This window comes from Serratia sp. SA088 (assembly GCF_049065515.1).
Lineage (GTDB): Bacteria > Pseudomonadota > Gammaproteobacteria > Enterobacterales > Enterobacteriaceae > Serratia > Serratia nematodiphila.
Genome location: NZ_JBAKGW010000007.1, coordinates 87,982 through 114,505, shown reverse-complemented (window position 1 = coordinate 114,505; position 26,524 = coordinate 87,982). Strand labels below are relative to the sequence as shown.

Here is a 26,524-nt window from a genome sequence, read left to right as displayed (position 1 = left end):
TTACGCCGAGCGCGCAGGCTGCTGAGCCCGCGCCTGGTGCAACATGTGCAGCGTTATTTTTCGTACCTCTGCCTTGCTGACGGCGATGTGCTCGCCGAGCAGCGTTTGCGCCGCCCCGCTTTGCCGCTGCAGGATCGCCTGCAAAATGGCGGCGTGTTCGCGGTAGGTGGCGTCCACCCGCGCCTGCTGGGTGAAATCCAGCCGGCGAATGATGCGGATTTTTTCGGTCAGTTCGCGGTGAATGCGCGCCATTTCGCCGTTGCCCGCCGCGGCCACCAACGCCTGATGAAACTGCTCATCGTGCTGCGACACCGCCTTGCCGTCCGCCAGGCGCGGCGCTTCGGCCCAAAAACGGCTCAGCGCCGCCAGCGCGCCTGGCGTTTCCCCGGCCGGGCGTTCGCACAGCCGTTTCACCGCCTCTTGTTCCAGCACGATGCGCAGGTCGTACAGCTCTTCGAAGTAGGCGAAATCGAACGGCCGCACCTGCCAGCCGCTGCGAAACAACACCTCGACATAGCCTTCGCGCTCCAGCCGAAACAGCGCCTGGCGCACCGGCGTGCGGCTGGCCGCCATGCGCTGCGCCACCTCGCTTTCGCTGAAGCGATCGCCCGGCAGCAGGCGAAACTCGAAGATGTCGGCCTTGAGCTGCAGATAAATGCGCTCCGCCAGCCCCTCCGGGCGCGCCTTGTGCTCTCCGTTGGTGATTTGCATCATCGCTTCTCCGTTCAGACCGCCTTTTCCAGCCACAGCAGGGCGTCGCCCGGCCCGACCGGCCGCCCCTGCCGGCAGCTGATGCGCTTAACGATCCCGGCGCGCGGCGCGGTGACCGCCAGTTCCATCTTCATCGCCTCGACCACGATCAGCGGCTGCCCGGCCGCCACCGCCTGCCCCGGTTCCACCAGGATCTTCCACACGCTGCCGTTCAGATCGGCGCTGACCAGATCGCCGTCGATGGCGTCTTCTTCCTCCGGCGGCAACAGCTGCGCCTCGGCCTCGTCGTCATCGCTGCGCCAGCGCGCCACTTCGGCGCTGAACGCCTGCTGCTGGCGATGCTGGAAGTCGGCGATCGTCCCGGCGTTGTCGGCCAGGAAACGGGTGTAGGCGGCGAAGTCGAACTCGCTCTCTTCGATGCGCACCTGCATGCGCCCTTCGCGGAACGCTTCGCGCTGCTCGTCCAACTCTTGCTCGCTGACCGGGTAGAAGCGCACCTGATCGAAAAAGCGCAGCAGCCAGGGTTCACCGGCGGTGAACTGCGGGTTTTTGAGAAATTTGTTCCAGATCGGCAGCGTGCGCCCCACCAGCTGGTAACCGCCCGGCGAATCCATGCCGTAGATGCACATGTACATGCCGCCGATGCCGACCGTCCCTTCGGCGGTGTGGGTGCGCGCCGGGTTGTATTTGGAGCTCAGCAGGCGATGGCGCGGATCGAGCGGCACCGCGCAGGGCGCGCCGAGGTAGACGTCGCCCAGCCCGAGGATCAGATAGCTGGCGTCGAACAGAATGTCGCGCACCTGCTCGCGTCGGCTCAGGCCGTTGATGCGCTGAATGAAATCGACGTTGTTCGGCAGCCAGGGCGCCGAGGCGCGCACCGTCTGCTGATAGCGATCCACCGCCCCCAGCGTGGCCGAATCCTCGAACGCCATCGGCAGCCACACGATGCGCGTCGGCACCTTCAGGCGGCTGACGTCCCCCAGCGCCCGTTCGCGCGCCAGCAGGCGCTGCAGCAGGTCGGCCTGGCTAATCTGCCGGCTGTCGTAGCGGATCTGCAGCGAACGCACGCCCGGAGCCAGCTCCGCCACGCCCGGTATCGCCTCCTCACGCAGCGACTGCATCAGCAGATGAATGCGCAGGCGCAGCGCCAGATCGAGCACGTTGTCGCCGTACTCCATCAGGATGTAGCCGTCCCCCGCCTGGCGATACGCCACCGCCGGGCGCCCCTCCGCCGCCGGCAGCGCCGCCAGCACCGCGGCGGAAACGGTCTCCGCCGGGGCCAGCTCCGGCGGCGGCAGGGTGATGGCCTTCACCGCCGCCAGCGCTTCGATGCTGCCGAGCTGCGCCTGCTCCAGCGACTGCGCCTGCCGGAAGCCGATCGGATGGAAACGGATGCGGTCGCCCGGCTTCACCTGCCCCACTTTCCACAGTTCGGCCTTGGCGATGGTCACCGGGCAGACGAAGCCGCCGAGGCTCGGCCCGTCGCGGGTCAGGATCACCGGGAAGTCGCCGGTGAAGTTGATCGCGCCGATGGCGTACTCGCAGTCGTGCACGTTGGAAGGGTGCAAACCGGCTTCGCCGCCGTCCTCCCGCGCCCACTCGGGCTTCGGCCCCGCCAGGCGCACGCCGAGGCGGTTGGAGTTGTAATGCACCTGCCAGTCGGTGGCGAAGAAGGCCTCTATCGATTCAGCGGTGAAAAAGTCCGGCGCGCCGTGCGGCCCGTACAGCACGCCGATGTGCCATTGATCGCCGTAGTGCGGGATCAGGCTGTCGTCCATCGCCTGCGGCGCGGCGATCGGCGCCGGGGTGGTGCTGGCCGCCAGCGCCGGTTGGGCGATCGCCAGCATGTCCGCCACGCGCAAGGTGCGCCCGGCGTGGCCGCCGAACTGCCCGAGCGCGAAGGTGGAGCGGCTGCCGAGATATACCGGCACGTCGAAGCCGTTACGCACCGCCAGATAGGTGCGGCAGCCGTGCGTAGCGCGCCCCAGCGTCAGCACCTGCCCGGCCCGCACCGTAATCGGCCGCCAATACGCAACCGCCTCGCCGTCCAGATCGGCCGGGCAGCTGGCGCCCGTCAGCGCGATGGTGGCGTCGCAGTGAAAGCGCAGCGTCGGCCCCTGCAGGGTAAACTCCAGCCCGGCCGCCGCCGGGTGGTTGCCGACGATGCGGTTGGCCAGCCGAAACGCGAAGTCGTCCATCGGGCCGGACGGCGGCACGCCGATGTCCCAATATCCGAGGCGGCCGGGATAATCCTGCACGCTGCTGTAGGTGCCGGGTTGCAGCACTTCGAGGCAGTGCGGCTGGAAACGCAAATCGTCCAGCAGGCGCGTCCAGACGTCGCCGCGCTGAAATTGCGGCGTGGCGATCACCTGCCGCAGATAGTCGAGGTTGGTGGCGATGCCGTGCAAACGGGTCGCCGCCAGCGCCACGCGCAGTTTTTCCAGCGCCTGCGCCCGGTCAGCGCCGTGCACGATCAGCTTGGCGATCATCGGGTCGTAAAACGCCGAAACTTCGCTGCCGGTCGCCACCCAGCCGTCGAGGCGCACGTCGTCAGGGAAATGCACCTCGGTCAGCACGCCGGGGCTGGGCTGGAAGTTTTTCAGCGGATCTTCGGCGTAGAGGCGCACCTCGATCGCCGCGCCCTGCGGCGCGCGTTGCAGCGCCGCCCAATCCAGCGCGTCGCCCGCCGCCACCTGCAGCATGCATGCGATCAAATCCAGGCCAGTGACCATTTCGGTAACCGGGTGCTCGACCTGTAAGCGGGTGTTCACTTCCAGGAAATAAAACTCGTCGCGCGCGGCGTCGTAAATGAACTCCACCGTGCCGGCGCTGCGGTAATTCACCGACTCGCCCAGCGCCACCGCCGCCCGATGCAGCGCCTGGCGGGTCGCCGCCGGCAGATGCGGCGCCGGGGTTTCCTCCACCACCTTTTGGTTGCGGCGCTGCAGCGAACAGTCGCGCTCGCCGAGCGCCGCCACCCGCCCCTGGCCATCGCCGAAAATCTGCACCTCGACGTGGCGCGCCCGATCGACGAAGCGTTCGATAAAGGCGCCGGCGTCGCGGAAGAACTGCTCCCCCAGCCGTTTGACGCTGTCGTACGCGTCGCGCAGCGCCGCCTCGTCGTCACAGCGCGTCAGGCCGATGCCGCCGCCGCCGGCGGTGCTTTTCAGCATCACCGGGTAGCCGATGCGCGCAGCGGCGGCGACCGCCTGCTCAACGCTCTCCAGCAAGCCGGTGCCCGGCGTCATCGGCACCCCGGCCAACGCCGCCAGCTCGCGCGCCCGGTGCTTGAGGCCGAACTCGCGCATCTGCGCCGCCGTCGGGCCGATAAAGGCGATGCCGGCCGCCTCGCAGGCTTCGGCAAACTCGGCGCTCTCGGACAAAAAGCCGTAGCCGGGGTAGATCGCCTGCGCGCCGGTGGCCGCTGCGACCGCGAGGATCTTGTCGATGCGCAGGTAACTGTCGGCGGCCTTGTCGCCGCCGAGCGCCACCGCCCTGTCGGCCTCGGTGACGTGCGGCGCATTGCGGTCGGCGTCGGAATAGACCGCCACGCTGGTGACGCCCAGGCGTTTCAGGGTGCGAATGGCGCGGCAGGCAATTTCGCCGCGGTTAGCGATCAGTACGGTAGTAAACATGTTCATGCCCCCTTAACGCTGGCGAGATAGTCGCGCCAGCCGCCAAACTCAGTGATATCCGTGGCGCCTTCCAGCGCCCAGGCTTCGCAGATAAATCCCTTCACCCGCCGGCCGTCCGCCAGCAGCAGCGTGCCGATGCCCAATGGCGCCGGGATTTCCGCCACAAACTCGCCGAAACGGGCCAGCGGGATGTCCCACAGCTCTACGCGGATCGCCGCCCCCTGCGCCGCGCGCGCCAGCCCCGGCTTCGGCGGATCGGTATCGGCCAGCGCGTAGAGGCGATAACAGGGGGCGGTGACGGTTTGCTCTACCCACACCGCGTCGCGCTGCGTCAGCTGGGCGTTGAGCGGCATGCCGCTAAGGTGAGCGCCTACTACCGCCAGACGCACGTGTCCCGAAGACGGGGCCGGCGCCGGCTGCGGCGGCAATGCCCGGCCGATAGCGCCGAGCGGCAAGGCGCTTTGCCGTTGCCAGCGCAGGCCAAACGCCGCCAGCGCCCGGTCATGCCAGGCGGGCGCAATCAGGGTGATGCCCGCCGGCAGACCGTCTTCGCGCAGCGGTCCCGGCAGCGCCAGCGCGCTCAGATCGGCCAGGTTGGTGAAATTGGTGTAAGTGCCGAACTGCGAATTGAACAGCACCGGTTCCTGCGCCATCTCCGCCAGGGTGCGGATAGTGGGCGCGGTCGGCACCACCAGCGCGTCGAACGGCGCCAGCCGCTGGGCGATCTGCCGCGCCAGCTCGGCGCGCAGGTATTCCGCCTTGTAGGCGTCGCAGGCGCTGTAGCCGAGGCCGTTACCAACGATGCCGCGCACCACCGGATCGATAGCCTGCGGGTTCGCTTCCAGCACCTGCTCAATGGCTACCGTGCGCTCCGCTACCCAGGGGCCGTAATACAGCTGTTCCGCCAGAGTGCGAAACGGCGCGAAATCGAGGGGTTCCAGCGTGGCGCCGCCCGCCTGCAGCTGCGCCAGCGCTCGGTGAAACGCCCGCTCGGCCTGCACGTCGCCGAAAAACTCCAGCTGGGCGGGAACGGCGAAACGCGGCGCGGCGGGGATATCCGCCGGCGCGGTATGCGGATCGGCGCGGGAATACGGATCTGCCGCGTCAAAGCCGCTCGCCAGCTCCGCCACCTGCGCGGCATCGGCCACCGTCAGCGCGAAGATCGAAACGGTGTCGTTCAACCGGCAGGCCGGCACCACGCCGCGATTGGACAACCGCCCTTTGGTCGGCTTCAGCCCGACGATGTTGTTGAACCCGGCGGGCACGCGCCCCGAACCGGCGGTATCGGTGCCCAGCGCGAACGGCACCAGGCCGCGCGCCACCACCGAAGCGGAGCCGGAACTGGAACCGCCGCTGACGTAGCGGCTGTCGAAGCTGTTGACCACCGCGCCATAAGGTGAGCGGGTGCCCACCAACCCGGTAGCGAACTGGTCGAGGTTGGTTTTACCGAGGGCGATCGCCCCGGCGGCGCGCAGGTGGGCGACCACGGTGGCGTCCGCCGCGGCCTGATAGGTGAACGCCGGGCAGGCGGCGCTGGTCGGCCAGCCGCCGACGTCGATATTGTCTTTGATGGCGAAGGGCACGCCGAACAGCGGCAGGCGGCTGAGATCGCCGGCGACAGCCTCGAGCCTCTGTGCCAACTGCCGATACTGCTGCTCGCGCTGCGCCGGCGTGGCGAGATACAGCCAGGCGTTATCGTCCGGGTTCAGGCCGGCGACCAGCGTTTCGATCGTCGCACTGACGCAGGCAAGGCGCTCGCCCGCCGGGCGGGTTTGATAATGGTGCTGCCATTCACTGAGGGTAAAACCGCACGCTTCAACAGGTTCGCTCATCGGCTGAATTCCATCTGGTACACAAGATGGGATCCAACAGAGCAACCGTCGTGCCAATTTTTAATCTCATGATTTCAATAAATTATAATTAAAACTTATGACAGCGGCGGCAAACGGGCTGCACCAGCGGTGCGCAGCGGGGGAACAAAAAGAGTGCAATGGCGGGATGACGCAGAGGAAAAAACGGGGCGGCGACACTCGCCGCCCCGGAAGGATGATATGGATAGGTCAGCCATCAGCCGCAAGTTCAGTACCTACCATGTGGTGAGCGCCACCCTTCTCCAGGTATTGGCCGCCGTGCAAACATAAAAGAATGCGGAGTCTGCCGACCATTGGCCTATTTTACCGGGCGCAACGGCCGAAGCGGGGACGGCAACTCTGACACCTACGGGATCTCCGTTCACATTCGCTGAATCATAAATATTCAACACTTTTATGTGGCCAGAGGAGAATTGGTTATTCGGCCCACCAATAGGGTAAGCGCCGTTACCGGCAGGATAAACGCCATTGTCAGCGACCGTTAACTGCTTAGTGTACAACCCGCTCCATTTGAATGAGGGCTGTCCTAAGGCGGTCGCGATATCCTTCTGCGGCGAAAAATCAGCAGGGGAGATGGATACGCCGCTGCTGGTCGTATTGTTATTCGCGCCAAGCGTAAACTTAGGTGCAAAACTAATGAAAGAAGCCCCGTCCTGAGCCAACCTGACGCCCGGTTCAAACCCCTGAAGGTTATTGCCTGGAGAAATACCGCCAAAGTAATGATAGTTGGTGCTTCCCCCTCTGGCTGCATAGAACAGGTTATCGGAGTCGCCCTTGATGCCATGGAAAATCGCCGGATAAGCGCCATTACTGGCCCTGTCCGCCAAGGACCACGGAAGCTGCCTTGGAGCCATATCGGCGATTGCCGCGTTGGCGAATCTTGTCGTATTGCTCATCATGTTATCAAACACAAATGCCGCCGCAATGCCGTTTACCGGTTCTGTCGCCACATTGTAAGTGGTAGTACTCACGTTATAGAAACCGCCTCGACATTCAAAAGTGCTTCCATCACTCTGAAGAATGGTTTCACCTTCGCAAGTAAACTGCCCCAGGATGTTATCGGTGTTGGTCCGGGTGAGTTTGATCGCCGTTGCGCCGACGCCGCCGAACAGGTGGATATAGCAGAAACCGTTGTACCAGGTTGCTCTGTTGGCGTTTCCTCTCAGCTCCAGCCCCACGCCGGCATCCATATTTGTGCCGCCATCGCCCGGATTGCCGGAAACTTTGATCTGACATTGAATTTCATGGAACCCCACGCCGTGGAAGGAGCTATCCCCGCCATTGCTTTCCATCAAGATGTTCGACAAGCCACGGTGGAACCGGCAAGAGTGAAAACTGACGAACTCGGTAAACGCACCGGCATAGCCGTTCAACAGATGTAGGTTCACAAAAAACTTCATAATAAGCAATCTTTCATGCCGCATGAAGCAGGAACCATTAATCCGATAGCCGGTGCCCGTATATAACGCGCCCTTGGCCGGCGTAATCGTCACGTCGCTGATATATCTGTTGGTATGGATCCCGGAACCGCCTTTCGACTCAAAACACGCATGATCATTAGACGTCGGCTTAAAGAAGAATTTTGTACTAATCCAATTTTCACCCTCTATCGCAATGCCTTTATCTCCGGTGTAGTTTTCCCCCCCTAAATTTAACGTATCCGTAATGTAATAGTTGCCGGCAGGCACATAGAGCTTCTTGCAGCCTTGGCTAATCGCATAAGCGATAGCCTGTTTAAACGCCTGCGTATCATCCGTACCAACGCCAGCGGTATCATTCCAATCACCCTTCGCGCCGAACATCTGCGGGGTAATGTGGGCCACGCCTTCATTCGGGAAGGTATACTGAATAAGTTGATTGCCCGTCACCCCAGCAATCGTAGAGAGAATAGGTTTAAAAGCGCAATCCCAGGCGTTCTTGCCAATGAGGGTCGTTTCGTCAAATTCCCCGCCTAACTCCAGCGCCCGAGCAGGCGCAGCCAGTTTAATCACATTCCCTTCAATAATGGCGTTTTTCCCATTCAAGAAACGGATATAACCAAACCCAGAGTCCGTCACCCGATTGCCGGAAAACACCGTACGGTCGCCATACAACTTGATCCATACCTGACTGGCGCCCCATCCGGAGTTGGTTATCTTATTGCCGGTCATCACGCAGCTATTAGCGAACAGGGCAACCTTGCAGTTATTGATAATATTGCCTGAAAGGGTCGCCTCCGTTGCGGCAATGCCATTGAAGGCCGACGTCGTGGAGGTACCACAGAAATTTAAAAAGTTATCTGCGATAACAGACTCCGTGACAGAAATATCATTGTTACCATGATAATCGATGCCATTCTCAACGGTATCTTCAACGTGATTCCCGATAATTCGGGAGTTATTCGTAGGAATTTTGGTGGGGTTATTTACTAAGGAATAGTCTATCTGAATGCCGAACCTTTCGATCGTCTTGATGTAGTTATTAGAGATATTAATGTCACTGATTCCACCCAGCGCGATGCCATAGCTGGTATTAACAATATGGTTATTGGCAACGGTCAGGTTAGTAAATGAATGAGGCGTGCCGGTCACCTCGTTATTGAGCGTCACCCCGCCCCCTCTTTGCGTGTGCCCCGCCCCTGCCGGTTTCGCAGGCTTGTGCCCATCGTGAATATGATTGTTCACGATTAAGATGTCATAAGCCTCTCTGTTCACACCCGTTTTAAGCAGGATCCCATCACCCTGGTGATTCGTCAGCTCGTTATTCTGGATCGTAATATGGCGGCCGCCACGAACCGCGATAGGTTCCTCTCCCAAATCTTTAAGTAAATTGTTCTCAAGGGTAACTGACGTACAGTCAGAAAGGCCCAAAGCATCAGTATGCATACTGATGACACAATTTCTCACGGTGAAGTTTTCACAACGGGTGAAAGCCATGCCGGTGCACGCGCGTGTGGCATACCACCAAATAGGATCTGTATCTTTCTGAGTCACCTTTCTCGTAATCCTCAGATCTTCCACGATGAAATTCGACTGTTCAACGGTATTAAAAATGTTGATTTGAGGCGTATCGTCATCCAGGTGAATTTCACCACCGCCATAAATATGGCAGTTGCTGGGGATCTGCAGAGGCTGCCAAGCCGAACCCAACGTCAACCGATAGACACTCGCTATTCTGACCTGGCGTTTTTTCATCGATTTACCGGCGTCAATCGCCACTTTAGCGAACATGGCGCTAACAGCATCTCGATCATCGGCCAGGCCATCGCCTACGGCGCCGAACTGTTCAGGGGTATATTCAGCGAATTCGCCACCGTCATTGACCTGAGCTGCGGCATTTTTTGTGTTGAACTGCGGATCTTCTTTTGACATTTGAGCCATTGAATTACTCCTCTGGATTTTACGTTTCAATCGACATTGAACGAACCCTGGAAAAGTAACCGGATAGGCGGCACGCCCTCCATCAATGGCGGATGGCTGAGGGCCAGTACAACAACGGCGGGCGGGAGAGCGGCAATAAAAAAGGCGCAACCTTGCGATTGCGCCTGATGTTCGGTGAACGCTGCGCGTTACTCGCCGCGAACGCGCTGCGCCAGCCCTTTGAGGAAGTAGCGCAGCATCTGATCGCCGCACGGGCGGTAGTTCTTGGTGCCCTCTTTGCGGAACAGCGCGCTCAGCTCCGGCTTGGAGATGCGGAAATCCACCGCGGTGAAAATCTGGTGCATGTCGGTGTCTTTCAGCTCGAACGCCACGCGCAGCTTTTTCAGCACCAGGTTGTTGGTGATTGGCAGCTCAACCGCCGGCGCCGGGAACTTGTCGTCCTTGCCGCGCTTGAAGAACACCAGGCCATTGAGGAAGTGCGCCATCACTTCGTCCGGGCACTTCTCGTAGCCCGGCTCGCCTTCTTTGATCACGTAAGCGTCCATCGCCGACACCGCCACCTCGAAATCGTCCAGTTTGATAATCTCGACCATTTTGGCGTTGTTAATGCTCAGCATATAGCGCACGCTGCGCAGCACGTCGTTGTTCATCATGGGATTGCATTGCCTTATTTGTCTAACGGGGACGTGCGCACATTGCGAAACGAAATGACTGCCACACACCTTGAATGTGCGGCAGTATAGGGATCGGCAAGGGGTTTCTCAATCGATTTGGCTTTTTTGCTGATACAGCGGGATGTCTTCGCCGATGATGTACTTGTTGCGCAGCAGCGACGAGACCTTGTCCATGATCATCACCACCACCACCAGGATCAGGGTGATGAACATCACCACGTCCCAGTTCCACAGCCGCATGTTCTCCGCGTACACCAGGCCGATGCCGCCGGCACCGACGAAGCCCAGCACCGCCGCAGAGCGGGTGTTGGATTCGATCTGGTACAGGCTGAGCGCCAGGAAGGTGGGGAACGACTGGGTGAAGATGCCGTAGCGGTGCTTCTGCAACCCGTTGGCGCCTACCGCCGTCAGGCCGCGGCTCGGGGACTTGTCCACCGCCTCGTGCCCTTCGGCGTACAGTTTGCCCAGCAGCCCGACATCCTGCATCACGATAGCCAACACCCCGGCCAGCGGCCCCATGCCGACGGCGCGCACGAAGATCAGCCCCCAGATCGCCATATCGATACCGCGCAGCACGTCCAGCATGCGGCGCACCAGCACGGAGATCGGCCGCAGCAGCGGCGTCGACATCACGTTGCGCGCGGCGAAGAACGACAGCGGCAGCGCGATCAGCGACGCGGTGATCGTCCCGGCGAATACGATGGCGATGGTGATGCCAATCTGCTGGAAGTAGTACATGAACGGCCAGTTGGCGAAGTCATGCCAGACGAACATGCGCAGGAAATAGCGCCCCAGCTGCTGGCAGCCGTTGATAAACTGCGGCCAGCTAATGCCGAAGACCAGGAAGAAGAACACGTAGTACAGCACGATCGCCAAGGCGATCAGGCCGACGGTGCGCAGGTAACGCCCCTGCTGCGCGAAGATCGCCGGATGCTGCTGTTTTAGCTGGCGCAGCGTTTCCGCCGACGCCGGAGTGCCCGCTGTCATTTTGCCCCCTCCACCACGCGCTTGCGCAGCTCGCCCGACACATAGTCGAGCACGGAAACCACCACGATGATCAGCAGCAGCGTCATGCTGACCTGATCGTAGCGGTCGAGTTTAATGTTGGTCATCAGCTCCTGGCCGATGCCGCCCGCCCCCACCAGCCCCAAAATGGTCGACTGGCGAAAGTTGATCTCCAGCCGCATGAAGCTGTAGGAGAGAAACACCGGCTTCACCTGCGGCCACAGGCCAAAGCGCATGCGCTGCAGCGGCGTGGCGCCGCAGGCCGCCAGCCCGCGCACCGGTTTGTTGGAGGCGGTTTCGATCGATTCGTAGAACAGCTTGGTCAGGCTGCCGATGGTGTGCAGCGCCAGCGCCAGGAAGCCGGGAATGGCGCCGATGCCGAACGCCATCACGAACATCACCGCCCACGCCAGCTCCGGCATGGTGCGCAGAAACGCCACCAGCGTGCGGATCGCCAGCCGCACCGAGGCCGGGGTATAGGTGTTGCCGGCCGCCAGAAACGCCAGCACGGTCGCCACCAGCACCGAAAAAATGGTCGCCGCCAGCGCCAGCTGCAGGGTCTCCCAGATCAGCGGCAACTGGATGTTCAGGCGATAGCCCCAATAGGCCAGCGAGCCTTCGGTGCGCCCGTCGGCGAACAGCAGGTGCCAGTGCAGCGTCGGAACGATTTCGGCCAGATAGTCGAAGAAGTGCGGAATAGACACCCAGACGGTGTGCAGGTTGAACTCGGCGAGGTTGCCGGCGCCCAGGTACAGCACCACCAGCCCGAGCGACCACAGCAGCGCTTCGCGCTTTTGCTTGCTGCGGATCCGTTGGTAATAGTGTGCGAAATCGGTATTCAAAACAGGTCTTCCATCGTTATGGAACAAGGGGTTCAGCATGCTGAACCCCTTCATTCGGGCGGCCGAGGCAGCCGGGAATCAACGGTCGCCTTTGGTCAGCTCGCGCTTCATATCGATGATGGTCTGGTATTCCGCCAGGGTGGTGTCGCCGATGTGCTGTTTGCCGCCCATCGCTTTGATAAAGCACGCGTGATCGTCTTTATCCAGCTTCTTGATGGCGGTGACCACTTTGGCCTTGAAGTCGGCCGGCAGCGAGTTGCTCACCAGGATCGGGCCGTTCGGGATCAGCGGCGACTGCCAGATGATGCGGATCTGCTTCATCAGGTCCGGGTGATCCATGCGGATCATGCGGGTGAACGCGCCGCTGGTGTAGCCGGTGTTGTAGTCGCCGATCATCGACGCCCAGGTCACCGCGCCTTCAAACTGGCCGTTCAGCACGCCGAGGATGTCCTGCTCGTGGCCGCCGGAGAAGGTGACGCTGGAGAAGGTGTTGTTGTATTTGTTGTCGACCGTGCCGCCGAACAGCTTTTTAAACGCCTGGTTCGGGATCAGGAAGCCGGAGGTGGAATCCGGATCGGCGAAGCCGATGGCTTTGCCCTTCAGGTCTTCCAGTTTCTGGTATGGGCTGCCGGCCTTCACCACCACCACCGAGTGGTAGCCGCGCGACTGGTCGACGTCATCGACCGCGATGCCGACGATGTCCACCGCTTTCGGATCCTTGATGTAGACCGAGGCGAACGACGACGGCGACATGCTCAGCACCAGGTCAATCTTGCCGCCCAGCAGGCCCTGGATCACGCCGGAATAGTCGGACGAGTTGCGCAGCTTGGTATCGACGTTCAGCTCTTTATCCAGGAACTGCTTCACGCACTGGTTATCGCCGATCTGCTGGGTGGCGTTCTGACCGCCGAGAATGCCCAGGTTCAGCTCTTTCGGCGCATCCGCTGCGGCAGCATTAAATACCATCATCGCGCCGGCCATCAGGGTGGTCAGACTCAATACTTTTTTCATTAGGTGTGCCTTGTGTGTAAAGGGTAAAGGTCAAAAGTGCTTCAATGGATCTGATTGGCTTCTTCGCCATACAGCTGGTGCAGGATCCGTTCGTTCAGTTGCGAAGGATGCCCGTCAAACACGATCTTCCCGTGGGCGATGCCGATCACCCGCGAGCAATACTCTTTCACCAGTTCGACCGAGTGCAGGTTCACCATCACCGCGATGCCGTCTTCGCTGATTTTCTGCAGCGCGTCCATGATGCGGCGGGTGTTTTTCGGATCGAGCGACGCCACCGGCTCATCGGCCAGCAGGATTTGCGGATTTTGCATCAGCGCGCGGCAGATGGCGACGCGCTGCATCTGGCCGCCGGAGAGGTGCTCGGCGCGCTGCAGCGCGTGCGGCAGCATGTTGAGCCACTGCAACAGCTCGATGGCGCGAGCGCGGTCGGCGTCATCGAACAGTTTGAAGAAGGATTTCAGGGTGGAGGTGTGGCTCAGGCGCCCCAGCAGCACGTTGGTCATCACGTCCAGCCGCGGCACCAGGCAGAAGTCCTGGAAGATCATGCCGCAGCGCGCGCGCCACTGGCGCATCTGGCGGCCGGCAAGCTGGGCGATATCCTGCGCCACGCCATCGTCTTCGAAGTGCAGCATCTCGCCGCAGCTGGAAGGAATAGTGCCGTTGAGGGTGTGCAGCAGCGTGGACTTGCCCGCGCCGGAACGGCCGATCACCGCCACGAACTCGCCGGCGTGCAGATCGAAATTGATGTCATCCAGCACGCGCTGCTGCGCTTTGTAGGCCTTGCCGAGCCCCTTTACCGATAACACTTTGCGGGATGCGGCGGCGTGCTGCCCTGGAAAGTCGTGCTGCGCCAATTTTAACAGTGCCTGAGCCATATGATTTCTCTGGTTTCAGTAGCTAATCATTATGGGCACCTATTAACGGATAAGTTTATGACAGTGGGATGATGGTTTTATGGCCGGGGCGTGACGCGTACCGCCCCGGCGTGCGCATCATTCCAGGCTAAAGAAGTCCAGCCCCAGCGCCGCCTTGACCTGCTGCAGCGTCTGCCGGCTGACCTGATGCGCGCGGCGGGTGCCATGCTGCAGGATGCGCGTCAGCTCGCCTTTATCGGCGATGAATTCGGCGCGGCGGGTGCGGATCGGCTCGAGCAGGCTCTGCAGGCAATCCTCCAGCAGCCGTTTGATTTTCACGTCCCCCAATCCGCCGCGCCGGTAGTGCGCCTTCAGCTCCGCCACCAGCGCGGCGTCGTCGCAGAAGGCGTCCAGATAGGTGAACACCATGTTGCCCTCCACCCGGCCGGGATCGCTGACGTTGAGATGACCGGGATCGGTGAACATGCTCATCACCGCCTTGTGCACCTCGTCGGCGCCGGCGCCAAGCGGGATGGCGTTGCCGCGCGATTTCGACATTTTGCCCTGCCCGTCCAGCCCCGGCAGACGCCCGACGTTGCTCAACAGCGGCTGGCACTCCGTCAGCACCGGTTGGCCGACGATGTGGTTGAAGCGCCGCACGATCTCGTTGGTTTGCTCCAGCATCGGCAACTGATCCTCGCCGACCGGCACGTGGGTGGCGCCAAAGGCGGTGATGTCCGCCGCCTGGCTGACCGGATAGATCAAAAAGCCGGCCGGCAGGCTGCGGGCGAAATCCTTCTCGGCGATTTCACTTTTCACCGTCGGGTTGCGTTCCAGCCGCGCCACGCTGACCAGATTGAGGTAGTACATCGTCAGCTCGGCCAACGCCGGCAGCGCCGACTGCAGGCAAATGGTGGTCTTGTGCGGATCGATGCCGACCGCCAGATAGTCAGCCACTACGTTGAGCACGTTGGCGCTGATTTTTTGCGGATTGTTGCCGTTGTCGGTCAGGCCCTGCAAATCCGCCACCATCACCGTTTGGTTATGCTGGTGCTGCAGTTCCACGCGCTGGCGCAGCGAGCCGACGAAGTGCCCTAAATGCAGTGGGCCGGTGGCGCGATCGCCGGTAAGAATGGTGTAGCTCATGACAGTGCTCCTGAAGGTCTGTAGACCGCCGGATCAACGCCACAAAAAATAATGCCGCCAAACCGGCGGCATTAAAAAGAGATGTGAATACTCGTGCCGCCTCAGAAGAGGCGCCACCATGACTGATTGTGGGTGGAGTGCATCGATATATTCATGGCATCAAGGTATACCCGCTGCGGCAGCGCGTCAATAACCCACCGCCGGTGCGTAAGACGACGTTACACTCCGGCATTTGCGTTCCTGGCCCGGCGCGCTAGGGTAAAACCTTCAACCTGAAAAAGGAGCGCATGATGAAGATCGGATTTGCCGGACTGGGTGGGATGGGCAGCGCCATGGCGGCCAACCTGTTGCAGGCGGGATTCGCCTTAACGGTATGGAACCGTTCGCCGCAGGCGGCGCAGCCGCTGGTGAGCGCCGGCGCGCGGCAGGCCGAACGGCCGGAACAGTTGGCCGATGCCGACGTGCTGATCACTATGCTGGCCGACGATGCCGCCACGCAACAGGTGGTGGTGAACAGCGGATTGCTGCAACAGATGAAACCGGGCGCGCTGCATATCAATATGGCGACCATCTCGGTCGAACTCGCCAAACGCCTGACGACGCTGCATGAGGAACACGGCATCGGCTATCTCGCCGCGCCGGTGCTGGGCCGGGTCGACGTGGCCGCCGCCGGCAAGCTGAATATTCTGGCGGCCGGCGATAGCGAGCGGCTGAAGCAAGCGCAGCCGCTGTTCGATGCCCTTGGCCAGAAAACCTGGCACTTCGGCGCCGATCCGGCGCAGGCCAACGTGGTCAAGATCGCCACCAACTTTACGCTGGCCAGCGCCATTGAAGCGATGGCGGAAGGCAGCGCGCTGGTGCGCAACTACGGCGTATCCGGCGCCGACTACCTGCAGATGCTGAGCAGCACCGTCTTCGCCGCCCCGGCCTATCAGGGCTATGGCGCGCTGATCGCCGCCGAGAAATATTCACCCGCCGGATTCCGGCTGGCGCTGGGGCTGAAGGACGTCGGGCTGGCGCTGGCCGCCGGCGCCGACAGCCATACGCCGATGCCGTTCGCCGGGGTGCTGAAAGACAACTTCCTCGACGCGATGGCGCAGGGGGATGCGGATCTGGACTGGGCGGCGCTGGCCAAGGTGGCGGCGCGGCGGGCGGGCCTGAAATAACGAACGGGGGCGTTGGCCCCCGTTTTCCGTTCTCAGAACACGATGTCCGCCGCGGGCACCGCGCGGATCGGCACGCCGAAGCTGTCGATGTTCGACAGCGTCTCGTTATGGTGGGTGCGGATCAGCAGGCCATCGGCATAGGATTTGTCGTGGCAGGTATGCGCATCCGCCGCCAGCGTCACCGGATAGCCGCGCGCCGCCGCGCTGCGCACCGTGGTATCGATGCAAAACGGCGTGGAGTAGCCGCACACCACCAGCTGCGATACGCCGTTGGCGATCAGTAACGCGCCGAGCGAGGTGCGCAGGAAGGAGTCCGGCGTGGTTTTCTCCACCCGATGGTCGCCCGGCGCCACCGTCAGCGCCGCGAGCACTTGCCAGGCGGCGCTGCCGTGCGGCAACTCATCGTCCGGCGTATGGTGCTGAATGACGACAACCGGCGCACCGGCCCGGCGGGCGCGCTCGCTCAGCTGATTGATGCGCGCAACGGTGCCCGCGGCATCCGCCGGCGGCGGCGTAAACAACCCTTCCTGCACATCGATAATCAACAGCGCGGTGGTCATGGCGGCTCCTGAAGAAAAGATAAGCGCGTCAGCACACCGGCTGGCGCGGGCGGAAAATATGGTCGACGCCCTGCTCGCGCAGCCTGTGCACCAGATCGTGCCCGCCATTCGGCGTGGCGTGCGCCAGCTGGCGCTCGGCGGTAAACACCGGGCTGGCCCAGAACAGGTTAACCGGATCGCCATACTGCTGCGGCAGAGCCAGGTGCGCGTGATGCGGGTAGAAGGACGACGATAAAATATAGCCCTCATAGCCCAGCGGCGCCACGTCGGACTCCAGCGTATGCCCTTCGCCGATCCAGGTCAGCCGCGCCCACGGCGCATGAGCGAAACCGGCCAGCGCGCTGGCCATCTGCACCGCGTTGTCTTCGGTCATGTATTGACTGTCGATGGCGATCGCCATCTCCATGCGGCGATAGCGCGAAGCCTCGTCGTTGAACAGGATCTCCACCCACGGCATCGGCCGGATGCTGACCCCCATGGTGAGGAAGTAATAGATGCCGTCGCGTTCGTGCTGGGTGATAGCCATCGGCGGCCACTTGCCCTGATCGATGGCGTAGTATTTTACCGAAGGGCCGAAATGCGGCTCATAGCGCGCCTGAAAATCGCGCTGCATCTTCGGCCACGGATTGCCCTCTTCACGCTGCCAGCTGCGCCAAAACTGGCGGGTGCTTTCCGCCAGCGCATATTGGGTGTTGGTCGAGGCCGAACCGAGCGGATAGGCCAGTGGGCTCTCCTTGATGCAGCTGGCCGAATAGCACACCGAATGATCGATATACAGGCTCCAGCCGGGGATCACCGCCAACAGTTGGCCGTAATACCACAGGGCCGCGCCGTCGTCGCTTTCACTCCACACCACCATCAGCCCTTCCGGGTTCAGCGGCGCTTCCCCTTCCAGGTTGCGGCAAAACTCCGCCGCCAGCATCGGCGGCTGCCCTTGTTCCAGCGCGGCGCGATCCTCCTGCAGCGGCGCGGCGGCCAGATTGCGCAGCCAACAGGCGCGCACCTGATAGCGATCGCTGTAGGCTTCGGCGGGATAGATGTAAAAATAGGCTGCCCGGTGATCTTGCTGAACCACCGCGACCAGCGTCTGGTTCTCATTGCTGACTTCAGCAAGTACGTATGACTCGTTCATATCACCTCAATAGGGTCAGGGCGCTGCAGAATCGGCTGCGCGCCAAAAATGGAATGTGGCTTTGCCCCAAGTGTAAAACGCATTACTGGCCGGATCACCCGTAAAAGTCTCAAAAACGGCCGTAAACGAAGATAAACAAAGGCTAATTATAGCGGCTGCGGCTCATGACGGCTGAGTGATGCGCCGCACCGCACGCTGATAGGAACCGTTGCGCATCGACGCGCCCAGCACCTTGCCCAAACCGGCGGCGCCCGTTCGCACCAGCCGCCGCCGCAGCGCGCCCGGATGAAAACCGAACTGCCGCTGCGCCCAATCGGGTAACAGATCGATGCCCGCCTGCATCACCAGCCCACCGAGGGGGCGCGCCAATGCGCTCGGCGCCGGCGCCTTCAGCAGAATGCGCGCCACCTCTTGCGTGCGTTCATCGCACACCAGCTGCGGCCGCATCGCCTGCAGGTATTCTTCGACCTCCGCGCAGGACTGAGGAATTGCCGTCGCCCCCAGCGCGGCGGCCACGCGCGCCGCTTCACGATAGTATTGATCCTGCAAATCGCGGGAAAGGTGCGGGTTGCGGTAGCGCAGGTGGCTGGCCAGAAAACGGCTGCTCTCCGCCACGTGCACCCAGGTCAGCAGCGCCGGATCGCTGGCGGCATAAGGCGTGCCGTCGCTGCCGACGCCGGTCACCCGCAGATGGATGGCTTTGACTTTGGCGATCAGCCGCTGCGCCTCGGCGGTCGGGCCGAAGGTGGTGACCGAAACGAACTGGCTGGTGCGGCGCAGGCGGCCGATCATATCTTCGCGAAAATTGGAGTGATCCCACACTCCGGCCAGCGCCAGCGGGTGCAGCATTTGCAGCAGCAAGGCGCTGACGCCGCCGCACAGCATCGGGGTGAAGTCGCGATGTACCTGCCAGATGACAGACTGCGGGCCGAACAAGCCCGGATCGCCCGGCGGGTTCTCAAAATCGACGCCGCCGAGCGCCAGCCCGGTCAGGCTGAGCACCTGTTTTTCTATCGCTGCGCGTACCGCTTCCATCCTGCCGCCCTCTTGCTGGTTCAGCGGCCAGTGTATCACGCGACGGGCGCCTCATTGCGCCCTGCGGCGGTTGAAAGCATTAACTTGCTGAATTACAGTTGTTATACCGCTTGCGAGAAGGCGGGCCTATTCGATCCACTGCAGAGGCGCTTTGCAGGGCGTTAACCCACGTTAATTCGGCACTAACCCCACAAAACCTCTATCTAGTTTCTTTTCCTTCAACTTAGATAGCAGAGAGTTCGATGATTACCATCAGAGCACGCGCGGCGGAAGACAACGCGCAATTGGCAGATATCTGGCTGCGTTCGGTGCGCGCCACCCACCATTTTTTAACCGAAGACAACATCGCGCAGCTGTTCCCGCTGGTGCTGAACGACTACCTGCCGGCGGTCAACGTTTGGGTGGCCGAAGACCGACCGGGGCATCCCTGCGGCTTTATCGGCCTGAACGGCAACAAGGTGGAGATGCTGTTTATCGACGCCGAACAGCGCGGCCAAGGCGTGGGCAAAGCGCTGTTGACCCACGCGGAAACGCTGCACGATGAGCTGCAGCTGGACGTGAACGAGCAAAATCCGCAGGCCAGCGGCTTCTACCGCCACTACGGGTTTGTCATCACCGGCCGCTCGCCGCTCGACGGCCAGGGCAACCCGTTCCCGCTGCTGCACATGAAGCTGGACAAACGTTAACCCTCCGCCGGCCGCCCTGCGGCTGGTCAGTCTATTGACAAAGAGGGGAAAAAGCGTGGTTTTTCCCCTCTTTGTGGTGATCAGCCGAAAATCAATAAATTGATTTTCCTTGTTTTTTATTCGGTGCTCTCTGCCAACCCGGCAAGGGTATAAGGTTTGTCATCAATCTCGCCGGCCACCCTGCGGCCGGTTTTCTTCCCCCCGCCTCCCCGGCCGCCTTATATATCAAATCAGAATAAGTAATAGATTTTACATTCTTCCTGTCACTATCAACCCTCGGTAGGATTGCCCGGTATTCACCCGCAACAGAGGTTCCGTCAGCCGAAAAGCCGAACGATCTCTGTCCGGCGCACCGCGCTCTGGACGGAATGCTGTGATGTATCGATAAGGATCCGCTTCGCTATGATCGTTCTTTCGAACGTTTGCAAAACTTTTGACAGCACACAGGGCCGCGTCGTAGCGGTAGACAACGTCAGCCTGGCGGTAGAGGCCGGGCAAATTTACGGCATCATCGGCTACAGCGGCGCCGGCAAAAGCACCCTCATCCGCCTGCTCAACGGCCTGGAAACGCCCACCAGCGGCCGCATCGACGTCGGTGGTTTCGATATCGCCCGCGCCAAAGGCAGCCATCTGCGCCAGGCACGGCTGAAAATCAGCATGGTGTTTCAGCACTTCAATCTGCTGTGGTCGCGCACCGTCAGCCAGAACATCGCGTTTTCCATGCAGATCGCCGGCGTGCCCAAGGCGCGGATTGCGCCGCGCGTGGCGGAACTGATCGCGCTGGTCGGTCTGCAGGGGCGCGAAAACGCCTACCCGTCGCAGCTCAGCGGCGGCCAAAAGCAGCGCGTCGGCATCGCCCGCGCGCTGGCCAATAACCCGAGCGTGCTGCTGTGCGACGAGGCCACCTCGGCGCTCGATCCGCAGACCACCGACGCCATTCTCGACCTGCTGTTGGACATCAACCGTCAGCTGAAATTGACCATCGTGCTGATCACTCACGAGATGCACGTGGTGCGCAAAATCTGCCACCGCGTGGCGGTGATGGAAAACGGCCGCATCGTCGAAGAAGGCCCGGTGCTCGATGTGTTCACCCGGCCGCAGCAGCCGATCACCCGGCAGTTCGTCAAACAGGTGTCGCAGTATGCGGACACCGAAGAGAGCTTCAACCCGCAGCTCACCGCCCACCTGCCGGGGGCGATTTTCAAGTTGACCTTCGTCGGCGTGCAAACCCATCAGGCGGTGATCTCTGAAGTGATCCGGCGCTACGCCCTGACCATCAACATTCTGCACGGCAAGATCAGCCACACCCTCAACGGTTCGTTCGGCGAACTGTACATCCACGCCGAAGGCAACGAACAACAAGTCGCCGACATGCTCAAGTTGCTGAACGAAAGAAACATCGCCGTCGAGGTTATCCAACATGATTGAATCCCTGTTCCCCCACCTGCGTCTGGACCAACTGTGGGACGCCACCTGGGAAACGCTGTACATGACCGGCATCGCCGGTTTGGCCACGCTGGTGCTGGGCATCGTGCTCGGCGTGCTGCTGTTTTTAACCTCGAAGGGCCAGCTGTTGCAGAACCGGGCGGTCTACTCGCTGATCTCCGTGTTGGTCAACGTCTTCCGCTCCATTCCGTTCATCATTCTGATCGTGCTGCTGATCCCGTTCACCAAGTCGCTTATCGGCACCATTCTCGGCGCAGATGCGGCCCTGCCGGCGCTGATCGTCGGCGCGGCGCCGTTCTATGCCCGGCTGGTGGAGATCGCGCTGCGCGAGGTCGACAAAGGAGTGATCGAAGCGGCGCGCTCGATGGGCGCCAAAAACCGCACCCTGATTTTCCGCGTATTGCTGCCGGAAAGCTCGCCGGCGCTGGTTTCCGGCATCACCGTCACCCTGATCGCGCTGGTGAGCTACACCGCGATGGCCGGGGTGATCGGCGCCGGCGGACTGGGCAACCTGGCCTATCTGGAAGGCTTCCAACGCAACCACAGTGACGTGACGCTGGTGGCGACGCTGACGATCCTGCTGATCGTTTTCGTCATTCAGTTCATTGGCGACACCCTGACAAGAACGCTCGATAAACGTTAATTAACCAAGGAAAACGATGATGAAAAAGCACCTACTGATGTTGGCTTTCGCCTCCGTCGCCACTCTGGCTTCTTTTGGCGCCGCCGCGGCGACCAAGCTGGTGGTCGGCGCCTCCAACGTGCCGCACGCCGAGATCCTCGAACAGGCTAAACCGATACTGGCGAAGGAAGGCATCGATCTGCAAATCAAGCGCTTCCAGGACTACATCCTGCCGAACACTGCGCTGGCCAGCCATGACATTGACGCCAACTATTTCCAGCACGTGCCTTACCTGAACTCGGTGCTGAAAGACCACGCCGACGACAAGAGCTACGACTTCGTCAGCGCCGGCGCGATCCATATTGAGCCTATCGGTATCTACTCGAAGAAGTACAAGAGCCTGAAAGATCTGCCGGAAAACGGCAAAATCATCATGCGCGACGCGGTGGCGGAAGAAGGCCGCATCCTGTCTATTTTTGAACGGGAAGGCGTGATCAAGCTGAAGCCGGGGGTGAGCAAAGTGGACGCGCGCATCACCGACGTGGTGGAAAACCCGAAACACCTGAAGTTCCAGGCCAACGTTGAGGGCGCGCTGCTGCCACAGATGTATAACAACAACGAAGGCGACGCGGTGGTGATCAACGCCAACTACGCCATCGACGCCGGGCTGAATCCGACCAAGGATCCGATCGCGGTCGAAAGCGGCGAAAACAACCCGTACGCCAACATTATCACCGTGCACAAAGCCGACGTGAACAAGCCGGAGATCGTGGCGCTGGTCAAAGTGCTGCACTCAAAACCGATTCAGGACTTTATTCGCGAGAAGTACCAGGGCGCGGTGATCCCGGTCAATCAGTAATGGGTTAAACGGCCCGGTAAAAGCCGGGCCGGTTGTCACACCTTATTGCCAATCTGGCTGAGCCGCGGCCACACCAGCATCAACGCCTCCAGCAACCGCAGCAGATCGCTGCGGCTTGCCCCTTCGCGCGCCTGCACCGACATGCCTTCAATGGTGCAAATGACGTATTTCGCCAGCAGCGCGGTGTCGGTCTTCGCCAGCAGTTCACCCTGCTGCACCTTGCGATCGAAACAGGCTTTCAGCGCCGCTTCCTGGGCATGATGTTTTTTGCGCAGCATCTGGGCGACGTCGTCGGACGCGGACGACAGCGCGGCGGAGGCGCACACCATAAAACAACCTGACGGCGTATCGGGATCGGTAAACACTTCGACGGAAGAACGCACGTAGGCCTCGACGATCTCGGCCACCGGCAACGCCTGTTCCAACAGTTGGTTGGTGCAGGTGGTGTATTTTTGCAGATAGCGTTCCACCGCCGCGCGGAACATCCCTTCCTTGTTGCCGAATTCCGCATACAGCGTCGGCGCTTTGGCGCCGGTCACTTCCACCAGATCGGCCAGCGAGGTGGCTTCATAGCCGTGCCGCCAGAACAGATCGAGCGCGCTTTCCAGCGCCCGGTCGCGATCAAATTGTTTCGGCCTGCCACGGCTCTTTTTGCCGCAGACCTCTTCATTGATGCTCATCATTCTCTCCTGTCCCGCTCCACAGCAGGGTTAGCACAAATAACTTAACGATCATTATAAAAAAATATTGCGCCCTCGTCGAGAACCGATTAGCATTTAGTTATCGATCGTTAAGATAATTTAGCGAAGCGGATTAAACCCCTCTATTCACCGTTATCGGAAAGGAATTAACATTATGAAAAACTTAAAATTAACCTTAGCAGTCCTCACTCTGGCCAGCATTTCCTTCGGCAGCTTCGCCGCTGATTTGGTCCAGAACCAACCGGCTGGCCAGCAGAAAGTGGGCGTCATTACCGTCAGCGGCGCATCCGATCTTACCTCGCTGGAAAGCAGCCTGGCCGCCAAAGCCGATCAGGCCGGTGCAAAATCCTTCCGTATCATCGGCGCCGGCGGTAACAACCAGCTGCACGGCACCGCAGAAATATATCAATAACAATGAATTAAACCAGCGGATCGCGATAAGTTTTGCTCCCGACGCCAGGGCGTCAAAAAAAATTAATTAACGAGTATTAAAAAAATACTTGCAATCCGTCAAACCGGCATCTAACATTAAATTATCGATCGTTAATTAATTTAACGACCTTACAAAACAAACATCGTAAAGAACAAAGATAGGAAATAAGACCATGAAAAACCTGAAAATGACCATCGCCGCCATCGCACTGGCTTCCGTCTCCTTCGGCAGCTTCGCCGCCGAACTGGTTAACGCACAACCCGCCGACCTGCAAAAAGCCGGCGTCGTCACCGTCAGCGGCGCGTCCGACCTGAGCAGCCTGGAAAACAAACTGGCGGCCAAAGCCGATGCGGCGGGCGCAAAATCCTTCCAGATCATCGCCACCACCGGTGACAATAAACTGCACGGCACCGCGATCATCTACAATTAATGGCCGGATCGGCAATCGTGCAAAAGGGCGGCTCAGGCCGCCTTTTGCTTGCTTTAACGCCAACGTTCTGTTGTAAGCTGTAGCGACCTTTTTCCGCTGAGCCGAGCAACGCCATGACTCCCCTGCTGTTCCACAAATATCACGGTCTGGGCAACGACTACCTGGTATGCCACCGTTCGGTCGCCGATCGGCTGAGCCATGAACAGATCCGCCTGCTGTGCCACCCGCATTACGGCATCGGTTCCGACGGCCTGCTGATCGACAGCGGCGACGCCGTCAATCCCACCCTGCGCATCATCAACCCGGACGGTTCCGAAGCGGAGAAGAGCGGCAACGGCCTGCGTATCTACGCGCGCTATCTGTTTGACAGCGGCCGCGTGGGCCATCAACCGTTTTTGGTGCACACCGCCGGCGGCGACGTGCGCTGCCAGGTGGCGCAAGACGCGCATCAAATAACGGTGGAAATGGGGCGCGCCAATTTCAGCCCGGCGGCGCTGCCGGCGTTGATCGATCTGCCGGAGGCGCTGAACTATCCGCTGCCCCTGAGGGAGGAGACGTTAAGCGTTTCGCTGGTGTCGATGGGCAACCCGCACTGCGTGGTGCCGGTGGAAAAACTGGATCTGGCGCAGGTGCATCGGCTCGGACCGCAGATTGAACGCCATCCGCTGTTCCCGAAACGCACCAATGTACAACTGGTGGAAGTGGTCGATCGCCAGACGCTGCGCATCGGCATCTGGGAGCGCGGCGCCGGTTTTACCCTCGCCTCCGGCAGCAGCAGCTGCGCCGCCGCCAGCGTGATGCGCAAGTTGGGACGAGTCGGCGATCGGGTTAGCGTGCGGATGCCGGGCGGCGAGCTGCAGATCGCCTTCAGCGGCGATTTTCAGGTCAGCATGCGCGGACCGGTGCATAAAATCGCCACTCTGACGCTGGACGAAGATTGTTTTGCCGGCGGCGCAGGGCTGTTTACGGGATCCACCCCAGCAGTCTGAACCACAGATAATCCAACGGCACCAGCAGCGCAAAGCTGAGCGCGGCCAACAGCAGGCACAGCTTCAGCCCCTCGCGCGCCGGCACTTTGCCCATCCCCATCGCCACCACGATCGGCGAAGCCTGATACGGCAGCAGCGGCGTGGCGTAACCGATTACCTGGGTCATCAGCACCGTCAGCAGCGGCAAGCCGCTGCCTGCGGACAACGCCTGCGCCAGCGGAGTAAACAGCGCCGGCACGCCGTTGGCGGTCACCACGAAATTCAGCAACGAGGTGATCCCCACCAGCGAACCGAACGCAGCGAACGGTTTGCCATGCAGATCCGGCATCATCGCCAGCAGCGCACCGCCCAACCGATCGCCGAGCCCCGAGTGGCTGACCAATGCGGTCAGCCCCAGGATCCCCGCCACGTAGATACAGGTGCGCACGTTAACCCCGGCGGCGAACTGCTCGCCGTTGAGAAACCCGATACGCGGCAACAGGCAGAAACACGCTGCCGCCAACCCCACCCAGGCGGGAGCGATGCCGTGCCAGCTGTCGGTCATCCACAACAGCACCGTGGCGCCCAACAGCGCGATCAGCCGCCATTCGGCGGCGCTGAGCGGGGTTTGCGCCGCCTCGGCCGCCACCGGCTGAGGTCGCGCACGGAACAGGCCGCAGATGCACAGCGTCAGCAGCGCGCCTTTGGCGATCCCGAGCACCGGGGCGTGCAACAGCAGGTAAGAAAGATAAGCGAAGTGGCTGCCATAGGCGCTTTCCGCCGCGCCGCTCATCACCAGATTGGGCACGTTGGCCGGCAGGATGCTGGCGGAGAGCTGGAAGGTGCCGAACCCCACCGCCAGCGCCAAACCGATGCGGCCGCGCGAGCCTTCCGCCAGACCGGCGCGATTGGCCAACGCCATAACGATCGGCATCAGCAGCGTAATCCGCCCCATATTGGATGGCATGACAAACGCCAGCGCGTAGCTTATCGCCACCACGCCGCCCACCAGCCGGGGCCAGGAACCGGCCAGATGCGGCAAGAGTCGGTTGGCCAGGCGATCCGCCAAACCGGTGCTGCGGATGGCGGAGCCCAGCACAAAACCGCTGAGCACCAGCCAGAATGCGGAAGACGCGAAACCGGAAAAGGTCACCGCGGCGGGCGCCAGCTGCAAGACCATCACCGCCGCAAAGAACAGCAGCGCGACCACATACTCCGGCAAGCGGGCGCTGGCCCATAGCGCGATGACCACCAGCGTGACCAGCGCGGGCAGCGCCATCGGATCCCCCAACATAGTTTCCTCCCTGATAAAACGTTGTGATTGTTATCAAACGGTTAACAGGGTGACACAAGGCGCGGGCGCTAACCTTGAAACCGC

Annotated in this window: 23 protein-coding genes; 8 read left to right on the top strand and 15 right to left on the bottom strand. The window is 61.2% G+C overall.

From position 1 onward, the window contains the following. The 10 genes from ACOWVD_RS18095 to trpS all read right to left on the bottom strand — a co-directional run bounded on the left by ACOWVD_RS18095 (position 1) and on the right by trpS (position 15,108). A complete protein-coding gene (locus ACOWVD_RS18095; protein WP_033634128.1) occupies positions 1-711 on the bottom strand; it encodes a GntR family transcriptional regulator in 711 nt (236 codons plus the stop codon). Between the two features lie 14 nt (positions 712-725). Beyond that, positions 726-4,346 (bottom strand): urea carboxylase, encoded by a 3,621-nt coding sequence (uca, locus tag ACOWVD_RS18090; RefSeq protein WP_421105715.1) that lies wholly within the window; start codon positions 4,344-4,346, stop codon positions 726-728. A gap of 2 nt (positions 4,347-4,348) precedes the next feature. After that, positions 4,349-6,178, bottom strand: a complete 1,830-nt coding sequence (atzF, locus tag ACOWVD_RS18085) for an allophanate hydrolase (RefSeq protein WP_197800332.1) — start codon at positions 6,176-6,178, stop codon at positions 4,349-4,351. Positions 6,179-6,432: 254 nt separating this feature from the next. Next, the gene (locus ACOWVD_RS18080; RefSeq protein WP_421105714.1) at positions 6,433-9,576 is read right to left on the bottom strand and encodes a right-handed parallel beta-helix repeat-containing protein; all 3,144 of its coding nucleotides are present in this window, start codon (positions 9,574-9,576) and stop codon (positions 6,433-6,435) included. A 188-nt stretch (positions 9,577-9,764) separates the two neighbouring features. Beyond that, positions 9,765-10,229 carry a DUF1456 family protein gene (locus ACOWVD_RS18075; RefSeq protein ID WP_004939471.1) on the bottom strand — a complete coding sequence of 155 codons (465 nt, stop codon included), beginning with the start codon at positions 10,227-10,229 and terminating at the stop codon, positions 9,765-9,767. 108 nt (positions 10,230-10,337) lie between these two features. After that, positions 10,338-11,237 (bottom strand): phosphonate ABC transporter, permease protein PhnE, encoded by a 900-nt coding sequence (gene phnE / locus ACOWVD_RS18070; RefSeq protein WP_103085798.1) that lies wholly within the window; start codon positions 11,235-11,237, stop codon positions 10,338-10,340. Further along, complete coding sequence (gene phnE / locus ACOWVD_RS18065; RefSeq protein WP_421105740.1) at positions 11,234-12,097, bottom strand: phosphonate ABC transporter, permease protein PhnE; 864 nt, start codon at positions 12,095-12,097, stop codon at positions 11,234-11,236. The genes phnE (ACOWVD_RS18070) and phnE (ACOWVD_RS18065) overlap by 4 nt, the downstream gene beginning before the upstream one ends. Positions 12,098-12,175: 78 nt before the next feature. Then, complete coding sequence (gene phnD / locus ACOWVD_RS18060; RefSeq protein WP_004939482.1) at positions 12,176-13,108, bottom strand: phosphonate ABC transporter substrate-binding protein; 933 nt, start codon at positions 13,106-13,108, stop codon at positions 12,176-12,178. A 41-nt stretch (positions 13,109-13,149) separates the two neighbouring features. Beyond that, positions 13,150-13,983: a phosphonate ABC transporter ATP-binding protein gene (gene phnC / locus ACOWVD_RS18055; RefSeq protein ID WP_019454697.1), complete on the bottom strand. Its 834-nt coding sequence runs from the start codon at positions 13,981-13,983 to the stop codon at positions 13,150-13,152. 117 nt (positions 13,984-14,100) lie between these two features. Next, complete coding sequence (gene trpS / locus ACOWVD_RS18050) at positions 14,101-15,108, bottom strand: tryptophan--tRNA ligase (protein ID WP_021503955.1); 1,008 nt, start codon at positions 15,106-15,108, stop codon at positions 14,101-14,103. 290 nt (positions 15,109-15,398) lie between these two features. Here trpS and ACOWVD_RS18045 point away from each other — a divergent pair, with 290 nt between their 5' ends. Then, entirely contained in the window at positions 15,399-16,274 is an 876-nt protein-coding gene (locus ACOWVD_RS18045) for an NAD(P)-dependent oxidoreductase (RefSeq protein WP_197763655.1), read from the top strand. Positions 16,275-16,306: 32 nt separating this feature from the next. Here ACOWVD_RS18045 and ACOWVD_RS18040 read toward each other — a convergent pair whose 3' ends face one another. The 3 genes from ACOWVD_RS18040 to ACOWVD_RS18030 all read right to left on the bottom strand — a co-directional run bounded on the left by ACOWVD_RS18040 (position 16,307) and on the right by ACOWVD_RS18030 (position 19,001). Continuing rightward, positions 16,307-16,834 (bottom strand): cysteine hydrolase family protein, encoded by a 528-nt coding sequence (locus tag ACOWVD_RS18040; protein WP_015377091.1) that lies wholly within the window; start codon positions 16,832-16,834, stop codon positions 16,307-16,309. Between the two features lie 28 nt (positions 16,835-16,862). After that, a complete protein-coding gene (locus ACOWVD_RS18035) occupies positions 16,863-17,966 on the bottom strand; it encodes a suppressor of fused domain protein (protein ID WP_021503957.1) in 1,104 nt (367 codons plus the stop codon). 162 nt (positions 17,967-18,128) lie between these two features. Beyond that, positions 18,129-19,001 carry an oxygenase MpaB family protein gene (locus ACOWVD_RS18030; protein ID WP_197763676.1) on the bottom strand — a complete coding sequence of 291 codons (873 nt, stop codon included), beginning with the start codon at positions 18,999-19,001 and terminating at the stop codon, positions 18,129-18,131. Between the two features lie 242 nt (positions 19,002-19,243). On the opposite strand from ACOWVD_RS18030, the gene ACOWVD_RS18025 reads away from it, so the two are divergent. The 4 genes from ACOWVD_RS18025 (at position 19,244) to ACOWVD_RS18010 (ending at position 22,614) form a co-directional block, all read left to right on the top strand. After that, on the top strand, positions 19,244-19,687 hold the full coding sequence (locus ACOWVD_RS18025; RefSeq protein ID WP_049239832.1) for an acetyltransferase: 444 nt from the start codon (positions 19,244-19,246) through the stop codon (positions 19,685-19,687). Positions 19,688-20,089: 402 nt separating this feature from the next. After that, entirely contained in the window at positions 20,090-21,115 is a 1,026-nt protein-coding gene (locus ACOWVD_RS18020; RefSeq protein ID WP_118892321.1) for a methionine ABC transporter ATP-binding protein, read from the top strand. Then, positions 21,108-21,776: a methionine ABC transporter permease gene (locus tag ACOWVD_RS18015; RefSeq protein WP_004939505.1), complete on the top strand. Its 669-nt coding sequence runs from the start codon at positions 21,108-21,110 to the stop codon at positions 21,774-21,776. The genes ACOWVD_RS18020 and ACOWVD_RS18015 overlap by 8 nt, the downstream gene beginning before the upstream one ends. Positions 21,777-21,795: 19 nt before the next feature. Then, entirely contained in the window at positions 21,796-22,614 is an 819-nt protein-coding gene (locus ACOWVD_RS18010) for a MetQ/NlpA family ABC transporter substrate-binding protein (protein WP_004939506.1), read from the top strand. A 35-nt stretch (positions 22,615-22,649) separates the two neighbouring features. Here the strand turns inward: ACOWVD_RS18010 and ACOWVD_RS18005 are convergent, their stop codons facing one another. Next, a complete protein-coding gene (locus ACOWVD_RS18005) occupies positions 22,650-23,294 on the bottom strand; it encodes a TetR/AcrR family transcriptional regulator (RefSeq protein WP_004939509.1) in 645 nt (214 codons plus the stop codon). Between the two features lie 175 nt (positions 23,295-23,469). On the opposite strand from ACOWVD_RS18005, the gene bhsA (ACOWVD_RS18000) reads away from it, so the two are divergent. From bhsA (ACOWVD_RS18000) to dapF, 3 genes are all read left to right on the top strand, one after another. Beyond that, on the top strand, positions 23,470-23,727 hold the full coding sequence (bhsA, locus tag ACOWVD_RS18000; RefSeq protein WP_049239923.1) for a multiple stress resistance protein BhsA: 258 nt from the start codon (positions 23,470-23,472) through the stop codon (positions 23,725-23,727). A 193-nt stretch (positions 23,728-23,920) separates the two neighbouring features. Beyond that, on the top strand, positions 23,921-24,178 hold the full coding sequence (gene bhsA, locus ACOWVD_RS17995) for a multiple stress resistance protein BhsA (protein ID WP_004939517.1): 258 nt from the start codon (positions 23,921-23,923) through the stop codon (positions 24,176-24,178). A gap of 113 nt (positions 24,179-24,291) precedes the next feature. Next, a complete protein-coding gene (gene dapF / locus ACOWVD_RS17990; protein WP_015377084.1) occupies positions 24,292-25,167 on the top strand; it encodes a diaminopimelate epimerase in 876 nt (291 codons plus the stop codon). Here the strand turns inward: dapF and ACOWVD_RS17985 are convergent. Continuing rightward, a complete protein-coding gene (locus tag ACOWVD_RS17985; protein WP_015377083.1) occupies positions 25,142-26,440 on the bottom strand; it encodes an SLC13 family permease in 1,299 nt (432 codons plus the stop codon). The genes dapF and ACOWVD_RS17985 overlap by 26 nt on opposite strands. Positions 26,441-26,524 lie beyond the last annotated feature (84 nt).